This window comes from Maribacter sp. UH1, assembly GCF_056839145.1.
Genome location: NZ_CM166387.1, coordinates 3,614,634 through 3,625,498, shown reverse-complemented (window position 1 = coordinate 3,625,498; position 10,865 = coordinate 3,614,634). Strand labels below are relative to the sequence as shown.

Here is a 10,865-nt window from a genome sequence, read left to right as displayed (position 1 = left end):
ATACAAATGAAAAAATTTATAACCTTAATCATAGCCTTAGCATTGGTCCTACCAGCTTTGGCACAACAAACACCCGGTTCTAAACAAACCGAAGCTATTACTATTGAAGGTGCCACCGCGCATTTAGGTAATGGGGAAGTTATTGAAAGCTCACTTATCATGTTTGAAGATGGTAAAATTACTTTCGTAGGCGACTCTAAAATGAGAATTGCCAGAAAAGGTAAAGTAATAGATGCCACGGGAAAACATGTTTACCCAGGCTTCATTGCCCCTGCAAAAACTTTAGGTCTTGTTGAAATCGATGCCGTAAGAGCATCTAAGGATGAAGATGAGATAGGAGATTTCATACCACATGTAAGAAGTTTAATCGCGTATAATGCAGAATCTAAAGTAGTAGAAAGTATGCGACCTAATGGAGTTTTGATCGGACAAATTGCACCGTCTGGTGGTAGAATCTCAGGTACATCAAGTATTGTACAGTTTGATGCTTGGAACTGGGAAGATGCCGCTATTAAAGTAAATGATGGTATTCATTTAAACTGGCCTTCAACTTTTAAGCAAGGTCGTTGGTGGGCTGGCGAAGACCCAGGGTATCACCCCAACAAGGATTATGCTGCACAAACAGAAGCCGTAGCTACATTTTTGAAGACTTCCGCTGCATATGGTAAATCTACCCCTAAAGAAGTAAACCCAGCTTACGCTGCAATGCAAGGAGTATTTGATGCTAGCCAAAAATTATATGTGTATGCCGATGATGAAAAGCAAATTATCGATGCAATCAACACTTTAAAGTCTAATGGTGCCAAAGAAGTCGTATTAATTGGTGGTTATCATGCCTATAAAATTCCTGAGTTTTTAAAGAGCAATAACATTCCTGTTTTGGTTCAGTACACACACAACCTACCTGTATTTGATGATGATGATTATGATCTACCTTACAAATTACCTAAGTTGTTGGTAGATGCGGGTTTATTAGTAGGAATTCAAAATTCAGATGCGGTGAACTTTCAAACTAGAAATTTACCTTTCTATGCAGGTCAAGCAGCACAGCAAGGTTTGGACAAAGAAGTAGCCGTTCAATTATTAACAGGTAATACTGCCAAGATTTTAGGTATAGATGATCTTTACGGAACATTAGAGAATGGCAAAAGTGCTACACTTTTCATATCTGAAGGTGATGCTTTAGAAATGGCAGGGAATCAATTAACACATGTTTTTATTGATGGTAGAACAGTTTCATTAGAAACACACCAAACTGAGCTTTGGAAACGCTATATGGGCAAGTACGAAGGAAAATAGTGATTTTTATAAGTTGATATAATAAAAGAGGCTGTCTACAATTGTAGACAGCCTCTTTTTTATTTACAAAAACGCTGTAATTATTTCTTACCAAGCATATATCCTAGATATGCCATTGGCATATAAGCCACAATAATATCTAAAGCGGTAAACCACATTGGTCCGCCCAACATAGCAATATTTGCAGTACCACCAATTAGAAAAAACAAGCCAATAATTAAAGCCATGAGCATTTTTCTGGTTGCCGCAATTTTAGTTGCGACGATGGCACCTACTAAAGTTCCCAAAGCATGGGCAAGAAAAGGAAAAATAAAATGCTTGGGTTCAAATAAATGCATTGTAGCCTTCAACCCTTCCATTGTTGTTATGTCACCACCCTCAGGTGGCGGAATTATGGAACCACTAATCATAATAATTCCCATATTTACAATACTACCCACAACTACTCCGGCTATGACCGCCAAAATATTCTTTACTACTGGATTCATATAGAAAAATTTAATTGATTACTATCTGGTTCTTACAAATGGCACAACCTCCCCTACCTCATAATCCTTACTTCTTGGTTCTAGACAAACAAAACCATCAGCTTTTGCTAAACTTGTTAAATCTCCCGATCCATTTTCGACTACGGGCGTTGCCCAAAATATACCTTCTTTTATTTCAGTACGCACCTGAATAAACCGGGTTAACGGCTGTGTTATTTTAATTGCCACACTTAGCTTAATATACGAATTTTCTAATGGCACTCCCCAAGAGACCTGCAACCATGGTAAAAAATAGAGATGATAATTGGCAAAGGTAGAAACCGGATTTCCTGGAAAAGAAAAAATAACGGTCTTATATTTAGGGTGAATTCCAAACCAAAATGGCTTACCTGGTCTTTGCAATACTCTATGAAAAACTTTCTCCACACCCAATGACTCCATTACTTCCGGGATAAAATCAAACTTTCCTTTTGATACTCCGCCACTTAACAAAAGCACATCGTTTTCAGTTAATGCTTTTTCCAATTCATTTTTAATAATTGCTTTATCATCTAACAAATGAAGGGAACTCGCTTCAATTTTAGAATTCATTAATGCTGCTTCAATTGTTAGCATATTAGATTTTCTAATTTGATGTGGTTCTGGAATATCCTTTACCTCTACCAATTCATTACCAGTAGCAATAGTGCAAATTTTAGGATTACCCATAACCTCAACCATAGCTTTCCCAACCGTAGCCATCACTCCGATTTCCGCTGGAGTAATATTTTTTCCTTTTGATAATAGAAGCGTACCAGCCTTTTCATCACTACCTTGATAATGTATATTCTGACCTTTTTTGACCTTCTCGTTAATTGTAACCTTGTTATCTACAATAGTGATGTGTTCATACATAACAACAGTATCACAATTTTCAGGCACTACAGCACCCGTCATCACTTCCAAACAATTACTTTTATCTTTTAAAACTTGTTGAACTTCACCAGCGGCAGCAACTACTTCAACAACAAAAGAATGACCATTATTCACAAAATCTGAGAACTGAATTGCAATACCATCTTTGGTTGCCCGATCAAATGGTGGAAAATCCCTATCAGCAAAAATATCTTCAGCCAATATTCTATTTAAACTATTTAAAAGTGAAACATTCTCCGTTCCCAAATCAAGAGGATGGTCCAACACTTTCTGAAATGCTTCTTTAAATGTAATCATAGAATTAAAGGTAAAACTATTACAAACTATAGCCTTGAAGAATTGTAGCTAATTATTTTAAACTTCTAAAATAACCCGAGTCCATTTATTAACAAGACTCTAATACCCACTACAAACACCAACAAAGCAGTAACCCTTTTAATACCGTTTGCCGAAAGTTTTTTAAGACTGATGCGAATACCTAACTGTCCGCCAAGAAGAACGGCTACAACCAAGCAAATAGTTTCTAGCCATGGTAATGACAATGAATTACTGGTTATCAACCCAAATAACCCAGATACAGAATTTACCAAAATGAATAAACTTGCTAGAGCGGCTATTTTGATGGCTTTATTCCATCGTAAATGATTTAAAATCGGAGCAAGAAAAATTCCTCCACCAATCCCTACTAATCCAGACAAAAATCCAATTCCCGCTCCCAATACATAACTTAAATAATCAGGATAATCTTCAACCTCTTTTTTAGATTGGTTTATATTAAAGGTCTGAACTGCCAAGAACAATGCTGATAGAATAAGAGAACATCCCAAAATCATAAAAAACACACGCTCTTCTAAACGAAATGTAGCTCCTATATATGCCAACGGAATACTTGCCAAAACAAAGGGTAAAAAATCTTTCCACTTTGCATGACCATTTTTAAAATACAGATACGTACTACCGGAAACAACTACTAAATTACAAACCAGTGCAATTGATCTAATCTCAAAAAAACTAGTTAGAAATAGCGTTAACAAAGCCAAATAGCTAGAGCCACCACCAAAACCTACAGAAGAATAAAGTGTAGCAATGATAAAAAAACCAATGCATAGTATAATTAGATGCTCAATTGGTATCAACATAATTTTTCATCTGGTTCATACCTCCCGTAACATTAACAAAGTCTTTACCCGGAAATAATTCTTGCAATTTTACTATTGCTTTTTTGCTACGAATACCGGACTGGCAAATTACATAAACCGTTTTCTCTAAATTAACCTCAGCGACCCTATCAGTTAATGAACCCAATGGTATATGCTTGGCTTCTTTTAAATGTTGCCTCTGAAACTCTTTATCGGTTCGCACATCAATAAGTTCAATTGAGTTACTTGAAAGTAATTTTTGAAGTTCACTAGCCTCAACTGATTTTAGCGGAAATTCACAATCAAACTCGTAGCTAGGAGCTAACGTTTTAATCTTATTGTTACCAGATTGTAATTGAAATTTCATTCGTTGCATACGCTGGCTAAGTGTATCAAACAGTAATAAAACACCTGATAACACCTCGCCTATTTCAGCAATAACCTTTACCACTTCTAAAGCTTGTAGATTACCTATGATACCTGGCAAAATACCTAGCACACCATTTTCATTACAATTAGGTACTGCATCTGCCGACGGCATGGTTGGGAACAAACAACGATATGTTGGCCCGCCTTTGTAATTAAAAACACTTACCTGCCCTTCAAAAGCGTGTAGTGCCCCATATACAAATGGTTTGTTGGCTATTACACAAGCATCATTAATCAAATACCTAGTGGGGAAATTATCTGTAGCATCTACAACTATATCATAATCTTTAATAATATCAAGTGCGTTGGCGGTTGTTAAATAAGACTTGTAAATCTCAATATTGGTTGTAGAATTCTGAGCTGACAACTGTTTCTTTATCGCTTCAACTTTGGGAGTGCCTACCATAGTCTCAGTAAATAAAACTTGACGATGAAGATTAGATAACGAAACTACATCGGCATCAACAATACCCAAAGTACCAACACCCATAGCGTTCAAATAGGTTAAGACAGGAATTCCTAATCCGCCAGCACCTACTACAAGTACTTTTGCCTGATTTAATTTTTGTTGACCTTCAGTTCCAAATCCGTCTAAAGTTATTTGTCTTAGGTAACGTTCCTCGTTCATGGTGCTATTTTTAGTAGCGCTTCTTCATACTCTGCTCTAGAATTAGCATTGAGCAATACCTCTTTTTCTTTTGGAAACACCAAGTTGACATCTGAATTTATCAGAAATTTTCTAGGACAAGAACCATTACCCGCTTCTAAATATGCAACGGACTTTTGTAAAGCCTCAGGTTCCCAAATAGCACAAAGTGGCTCTGGTAAAGGATCATCAGCATCGGCAAAAGCACTTGCTATTTTATCTAAGTTTCTTGCTGCTATTAATTCTTGAAGTGCCTTTTTATCCATTAACGGTAAATCGCACGCTAATACTAGCCAAGCAACTTCTGGGTAAGCTTTATGTGCTGATAGCAATCCATTATATGGTCCACGAAATTCATCATTATCCACTATAGTTTTAAATGAATCTGAAATTTCTTTCTCTTGATCTTTACGAATACTCAGAAAAGTTTGGTCACAGACTTCATTCAACAAATGGTATAAATGCTCACGTTGCGGAAGATTATGATACGTAATTAAACCCTTATCCTCTCCCATTCTAGTACTTTTTCCTCCTGATAGCACTAAACCGTATATCTTATCTTTGGAAATCATTCTTCCCTCCTGTTTTTTGTTCTAATTTAATTGCACCAATGACAATATCTTGCGAAAGTGCCTTGCACATATCATAAATAGTTAAGGCAGCTATAGAAACACCGGTTAAGGCTTCCATTTCCACTCCTGTTTTTTCATTGCACTTTACAGTGCAAATAATCTGAAATGAATCTAAGCCTGGTTCAATTTCAACATTAATTTTAGACAGATTTATTTGATGGCATAAGGGTATTAATTCCGATGTTTTCTTTACACCTTGTATTCCAGCAATAACAGCTGTTTGTACAATACTTCCTTTCTTGCCTACAAAATCTTGATCTGATAATGATTTAAAAACTTCCTTTGGAAATTTTATAGTACCACTAGCAATTGCGGTACGTATTGAAGCTATTTTTTGAGAAACGTCTACCATAGTAGCATTCCCAGATTCATCTATATGTGATAATTTCTTTTGCATTATCCTCCTATTGAAGTCATTGAATTACTAAATACGTCTTTATATTTTTCTTGTGCTTCAAAACCAGTTTTAGCACGACTGCCTACAGCCTTTAAAATTTCTTTTTTGATATTTTCTTCCACATCATCAGCTCTCATAATATCTCTTAAATTCGCACTTGCTTTAGCGTACAAACAAGTGATAACATCACCGGTAGCTGAAATTCTTAACCGATTACAACTACCACAAAAAGTTCTACTAAAAGAAGGAATAACTCCGAACGTGCCTTTATAACCGGGAATCTTATAATTAATGGAAGTAGATGTTTTTGGTGATTCTAATTTATAATAATCTGGGTGCTCACTTCTAATATGTTCAAGTATGGTCTTAAAATCCCATTTTATAGTTTGAAATTCTTTTGAACCACCATTAAATGGCATTTCTTCCAAATACCGAACTGAGACATTATAGTGTTTTGTAAGCTCTAGCATAGGTAAAATATCATCTGTATTTTGACCATCTAAAGCAATGAAATTAATACGGACATTAAATCCTTCGGTTATTAAGCGAATCATATTATTATACACCAAATCATAATGATCCCGGCGTGTAATACGCTCAAAAGTCTCACGATTAATGGCATCCATACTCACATTAATATTCTTAATGCCAAGTTCTTTCAACTCATCAATATACGGACCAATTAAAGTCGCATTCGTAGTAACAGATATATCATTAAGTCCCTCTAACTTTGATAAGCTTCTTAGCAATACCATTAAATCTTTACGTACAAAAGGTTCGCCACCAGTAATACGTATTTTGTCTATACCTTGAGAAACCACAATCTCACTCAATTTCACCAACTCATCAATGGTAAACAATTTGTCATTTTTAGCAAAATTGATTCCCTCCTCTGGCATGCAATAATTACAACGAAGATTGCAACGATCTGTAACCGCCAATCTCAAGTAATTAATTGCTCTATTATGGTTGTCTACTAACATATTTTTAATACAAGTTCAAACTCAAAAATCAAATACAAATTCAAAAATGAAACACAAACACAAGTTCAAGTTCAAATTCTCTATCCTCTAACTTCTCTTCTCTATTTGCTATTTTCTTTACTCTATTATCTCTTTTCTATATTCTATTCTCTTTCCTCTAACTTCTCTTTTCCAAAAATCACGGATGAGCCGAAACCCACACGGTCTTATTCTTAAACTTCTCTTTCTTCCAGATAGGAACGGTTTCTTTAAGAGTATCGATCAGATATCTACAGGCTTCAAAACACGCATCTCTGTGTGCAGATGATGCACCTACAACCACAACGGGTTCTTCAACACCCTTTTCACCAACCGCATGTCTCATGACCACTTTATTCAATGACCATTTCTGTAGAGCGCTGTCAGCAATTTTCTCCATTTCTTTAAGCGCCATCGTTTTATAAGTTTCAAACTCCAAAGCAACTACTTCTTCGTTATTTGTAAACTCACGTACAGCACCTACAAAAACACAGATTCCTCCGCTATTGGCATCGCTTAATTCAGCATACACCTTAGCCGTATCAATTTCATCGACTATCTCAATTACTTTCTTCATTAGCCTCCGCTTACTGGTGGTATAATGGCAATTTCTTCGTTGCCAATTAATGTTACATTATCATCCGCATATTCACTATTTACAGCTACAGCCAATGAATTTAATTTTGAAAATTCAGGATAAGAATCAATCAGTTGTTTTTTAAGTTCGGCAACATTTACAGGCTTAAATTCATCAGAAAAATTAATTTCTGAACTACCTACGATATCTTTTGTTATACCAAAAAAAAGTACATTCATATCCCATTAAAATTAGATAAATTCCAAGTTAGGTATAAAAAATAAGGTGCCATAAAAATGGCACCTATTTTAAAAAAATTATATGATTTTGAGAAACTCCTTACTCCACAATTACAGCATTCTCAGGTTTAGAATAAAAACCGTTTGGCTTAGCCTCTGTAGATAACGTAGCATTTTCAAAGTTTACGGTTTTAGCCGGTCCTTTAACTTCACCTTCTTCAACTTTATGCCAAGTAATTGATTTTGGCAATAAAAAGGCATCAACCTTTACCCAATCATTATAATTGATCCAATTAATTTTCTTAGATGGCTCACCACTAAAATACGTCATAGTATAACCCAACCATCTCATTTCAAAAGTCTCTGCATCATAATGAATATAGTATTCGTCTGTAGAAGAAGCCCCTACTCCACTATTATAAGAAATTTTATAACCCGGGTATGAAACCCCCTCATATACCAAAGCATCAACTTCTTCATATTTTATTCCGTCATCAGACAATACAAATGGCATTGCGTAGAAGTAAAACATTAAATTATGATAGAACTTAGGTTTACCTTCATAGTTACCTGTGTTATCTAAAAGCCAAACTTCAGCACCATCATAACCAATTGTGTATGCTGGAGTAGAAATTTTATCGAATCTTTTATGAAGATCAATAGTCTGTAATTCGTTGAACTTCTCGTTAGGCATTTCAAAATTCAACGTTTTGTATCCCTTCCAAGCATTTAATCCGCCATGAGCTTCAAATACTTTATTCAATTCCGCAGGATATTTATCTAAATTCACTTGTGTTGCAACTTCTTCAGCAGCTTCTGTAATGGTTTCTTTTTTAGGAGCTTCTTTACATGAAAATATTGCCAAGGCTAAAACTAAAAGGTAAAATTTATTCATAATGTCAATTGATTATTTATTGTTTTTTGAAATCCGTTAGTCGAGAAACTACAAGAGACTTACTAAATTGAACTATTTTTGTATTTCATGCAAGCAACAAAAAACATAAGTAGCGCCCAAAACCCACTGATAAAGAAGATTTTACTATTAAAAGAAAAATCTAGGGAGCGCAAAAAAACAGGTCTTTTTGTCTTAGAAGGGCTGCGCGAATTGCAGATTGCAAGCAATGCAGGGTATGGTATAGATACCATTCTATACTGCGAAACCATTTTAGAAAACACAGCTATAATACAGTCCTTCAGCAGTGATCAACTCATATCCGTAACACTAGATGTTTACAAGAAATTAGCTTACAGAGACACTACGGAAGGCATCATTGCTATTGCGAAGAGTAAAGACCACGAGCTCTCGTCTTTAAAATTCAAGACTAAAAATCCGCTAGTGCTGATCGCAGAAGCACCTGAAAAACCAGGCAATATAGGTGCACTACTGAGAACGGCAGACGCTGCAAATTTAGATGCCGTCTTAATTGCCAATCCAAAAACCGATTTATATAATCCCAATATTATAAGATCAAGTGTGGGTTGTATTTTTTCAAGGAATGTTAAAATAGGCAGTACGACAGAAATTATATCCTTTTTAAAAAAAGAAGGATTTCAGATATTTTGCGCTGCACTATCTGCATCCAAAGATTATACGACGGTTGATTATAAAGATCCCACAGCAATAGTAGTAGGAACCGAACATTCTGGACTAAGTGAAGAATGGCTTACGAACAGTACACAGAACATTATTATACCAATGGAAGGTGAGATAGATTCCATGAACGTTTCGGTCTCTGCGGCAATACTTATCTTTGAAGCCAAACGTCAGCGAAAAATAAACCAGTAAAACATATACTTTTTATAGTACCGTTTTCGTTTGCAACTACACTATATGGATAATACATTCGTCTTTTATTGTATACTTTTCATTTTGATAGCGGAGTTTATACTTGCTACGGTGATGAATTACTTAAACGCACAGCGATTTAAAGACCCTATACCTGAGGATTTAAACGATGTTTATAATACAGAGGAATATGAAAAATCTCAAGCCTACAAACTCACCAATTATAAATTTGGTGTTTTTACATCGGTATTTTCATTGTTATTGATTCTAACCTTTTTATTGTTTGGCGGATTTGCCTTTGTCGATAACATTGCACAAAACCAGAGTGATAACATTATCGTACAAGCATTGGTTTTCTTCGGTATCATTATGATCGGAAGCGATATTATCAATATTCCATTTTCTTACTACCAAACATTTGTAATCGAAGAAAGATTTGGTTTTAATAAAACAACCATATCGACTTTCTTTTTAGACAAATCAAAACAATGGGCAATGACCATAATTGTTGGTGGTGGAATTCTATCTTTGGTCATTTGGTTTTTTCAATGGGCTGGCACCAACTTTTGGCTGTATACGTGGGCATTGGTTGCAGCATTCACATTGTTCATGAATGTGTTTTACAGCAAGCTAATTGTACCATTGTTTAATAAGCAAGAACCTTTGGAAGCTGGTAGTTTGAAAGAAAAAATTGAAAACTACGCCGCACAAGTAGGTTTTGATCTACAAAATATATTTGTGATTAACGGATCTAAACGATCTACAAAAGCCAACGCATATTTTTCAGGATTTGGAAAAGAAAAGCGAGTAACCTTATATGACACCTTAATTAATGATTTGGAGGAAGAAGAGATTGTAGCCGTATTGGCACATGAAATAGGTCATTATAAAAGAAAGCACATCATATATAATCTAGCGACATCTATTTTGCTTACAGGATTAATGCTATTGTTACTCTCATTATTTATTAATAACCCAGAAGTTTCGTTGGCAATAGGTGTAGACAGACCTAGTTTTCACGCAGCCTTAATAGGTTTTGGAATATTATATAGTCCCATTTCAGAAATAACAGGCTTGTTAATGAATCATTTTTCAAGAAAATTCGAGTACCAGGCAGATGACTATGCTAAAGACACATACGCAGCCTTACCATTGGTCACTTCTTTGAAAAAGCTATCAAAAAACAGTCTTAGCAACCTTACGCCGCACCCAGCATATGTATTTATGCACTATTCTCACCCACCGTTAATCGATCGCATACGTAATTTAAAGGCATAATTTTTGTTGTGCATCATATAAGATTATCTTATTTTTAAT

The 10,865-nt window shown here is 35.3% G+C and carries 13 protein-coding genes; 3 read left to right on the top strand and 10 right to left on the bottom strand.

Features of this window, described 5'->3' with window-relative positions; translation table 11 throughout:
• Positions 1-6: 6 nt before the first annotated feature.
• Positions 7-1,299: an amidohydrolase family protein gene (locus UH1x_RS15740; protein ID WP_482622869.1), complete on the top strand. Its 1,293-nt coding sequence runs from the start codon at positions 7-9 to the stop codon at positions 1,297-1,299.
• 80 nt (positions 1,300-1,379) lie between these two features.
• On the opposite strand, the gene UH1x_RS15735 is transcribed toward UH1x_RS15740, so the two are convergent.
• The 10 genes from UH1x_RS15735 to UH1x_RS15690 all read right to left on the bottom strand — a co-directional run bounded on the left by UH1x_RS15735 (position 1,380) and on the right by UH1x_RS15690 (position 8,657).
• Complete coding sequence (locus UH1x_RS15735) at positions 1,380-1,787, bottom strand: hypothetical protein (protein ID WP_482622867.1); 408 nt, start codon at positions 1,785-1,787, stop codon at positions 1,380-1,382.
• A gap of 21 nt (positions 1,788-1,808) precedes the next feature.
• Entirely contained in the window at positions 1,809-2,999 is a 1,191-nt protein-coding gene (locus UH1x_RS15730; RefSeq protein ID WP_482622865.1) for a molybdopterin molybdotransferase MoeA, read from the bottom strand.
• Between the two features lie 65 nt (positions 3,000-3,064).
• A complete protein-coding gene (locus tag UH1x_RS15725) occupies positions 3,065-3,841 on the bottom strand; it encodes a sulfite exporter TauE/SafE family protein (RefSeq protein WP_482622863.1) in 777 nt (258 codons plus the stop codon).
• Positions 3,825-4,898, bottom strand: coding sequence for a molybdopterin-synthase adenylyltransferase MoeB (gene moeB, locus UH1x_RS15720; protein WP_482622862.1), 1,074 nt, complete (start codon positions 4,896-4,898; stop codon positions 3,825-3,827). The genes UH1x_RS15725 and moeB overlap by 17 nt, the downstream gene beginning before the upstream one ends.
• On the bottom strand, positions 4,895-5,488 hold the full coding sequence (locus UH1x_RS15715; protein ID WP_482622861.1) for an NTP transferase domain-containing protein: 594 nt from the start codon (positions 5,486-5,488) through the stop codon (positions 4,895-4,897). Before UH1x_RS15715 ends, moeB begins: the two co-directional genes overlap by 4 nt.
• The gene (gene moaC / locus UH1x_RS15710; protein WP_482622859.1) at positions 5,472-5,945 is read right to left on the bottom strand and encodes a cyclic pyranopterin monophosphate synthase MoaC; all 474 of its coding nucleotides are present in this window, start codon (positions 5,943-5,945) and stop codon (positions 5,472-5,474) included. Before moaC ends, UH1x_RS15715 begins: the two co-directional genes overlap by 17 nt.
• On the bottom strand, positions 5,945-6,928 hold the full coding sequence (gene moaA, locus UH1x_RS15705) for a GTP 3',8-cyclase MoaA (protein ID WP_482622857.1): 984 nt from the start codon (positions 6,926-6,928) through the stop codon (positions 5,945-5,947). Before moaA ends, moaC begins: the two co-directional genes overlap by 1 nt.
• 178 nt (positions 6,929-7,106) lie before the next feature.
• Positions 7,107-7,523 (bottom strand): molybdenum cofactor biosynthesis protein MoaE, encoded by a 417-nt coding sequence (locus UH1x_RS15700; protein ID WP_482622856.1) that lies wholly within the window; start codon positions 7,521-7,523, stop codon positions 7,107-7,109.
• A complete protein-coding gene (locus UH1x_RS15695; RefSeq protein WP_036153379.1) occupies positions 7,523-7,762 on the bottom strand; it encodes a MoaD/ThiS family protein in 240 nt (79 codons plus the stop codon). The genes UH1x_RS15700 and UH1x_RS15695 overlap by 1 nt, the downstream gene beginning before the upstream one ends.
• A 100-nt stretch (positions 7,763-7,862) precedes the next feature.
• Entirely contained in the window at positions 7,863-8,657 is a 795-nt protein-coding gene (locus tag UH1x_RS15690) for a DUF6503 family protein (protein ID WP_482622854.1), read from the bottom strand.
• A gap of 87 nt (positions 8,658-8,744) precedes the next feature.
• Between UH1x_RS15690 and UH1x_RS15685 the strand changes: the two genes are divergently transcribed.
• The gene (locus UH1x_RS15685; RefSeq protein WP_482622852.1) at positions 8,745-9,548 is read left to right on the top strand and encodes a TrmH family RNA methyltransferase; all 804 of its coding nucleotides are present in this window, start codon (positions 8,745-8,747) and stop codon (positions 9,546-9,548) included.
• Between the two features lie 45 nt (positions 9,549-9,593).
• Entirely contained in the window at positions 9,594-10,826 is a 1,233-nt protein-coding gene (locus UH1x_RS15680; protein ID WP_482622850.1) for a M48 family metallopeptidase, read from the top strand.
• The last annotated feature ends 39 nt before the right edge of the window (positions 10,827-10,865 follow it).

What these genes read in the sequence shown, in the direction of transcription:
- UH1x_RS15730 (WP_482622865.1), bottom strand. Translation starts at nt 2,999, where the DNA reads ATGATTACATTTAAAGAAGCATTTCAGAAAGTGTTGGACCATCCTCTT.
- UH1x_RS15690 (WP_482622854.1), bottom strand. Translation starts at nt 8,657, where the DNA reads ATGAATAAATTTTACCTTTTAGTTTTAGCCTTGGCAATATTTTCATGT.
- UH1x_RS15715 (WP_482622861.1), bottom strand. Translation starts at nt 5,488, where the DNA reads ATGATTTCCAAAGATAAGATATACGGTTTAGTGCTATCAGGAGGAAAA.
- moaC (WP_482622859.1), bottom strand. Translation starts at nt 5,945, where the DNA reads ATGCAAAAGAAATTATCACATATAGATGAATCTGGGAATGCTACTATG.
- UH1x_RS15740 (WP_482622869.1), top strand. Translation starts at nt 7, where the DNA reads ATGAAAAAATTTATAACCTTAATCATAGCCTTAGCATTGGTCCTACCA.
- UH1x_RS15695 (WP_036153379.1), bottom strand. Translation starts at nt 7,762, where the DNA reads ATGAATGTACTTTTTTTTGGTATAACAAAAGATATCGTAGGTAGTTCA.
- UH1x_RS15680 (WP_482622850.1), top strand. Translation starts at nt 9,594, where the DNA reads ATGGATAATACATTCGTCTTTTATTGTATACTTTTCATTTTGATAGCG.
- UH1x_RS15735 (WP_482622867.1), bottom strand. Translation starts at nt 1,787, where the DNA reads ATGAATCCAGTAGTAAAGAATATTTTGGCGGTCATAGCCGGAGTAGTT.
- UH1x_RS15700 (WP_482622856.1), bottom strand. Translation starts at nt 7,523, where the DNA reads ATGAAGAAAGTAATTGAGATAGTCGATGAAATTGATACGGCTAAGGTG.
- UH1x_RS15725 (WP_482622863.1), bottom strand. Translation starts at nt 3,841, where the DNA reads ATGTTGATACCAATTGAGCATCTAATTATACTATGCATTGGTTTTTTT.
- UH1x_RS15685 (WP_482622852.1), top strand. Translation starts at nt 8,745, where the DNA reads ATGCAAGCAACAAAAAACATAAGTAGCGCCCAAAACCCACTGATAAAG.
- moaA (WP_482622857.1), bottom strand. Translation starts at nt 6,928, where the DNA reads ATGTTAGTAGACAACCATAATAGAGCAATTAATTACTTGAGATTGGCG.
- moeB (WP_482622862.1), bottom strand. Translation starts at nt 4,898, where the DNA reads ATGAACGAGGAACGTTACCTAAGACAAATAACTTTAGACGGATTTGGA.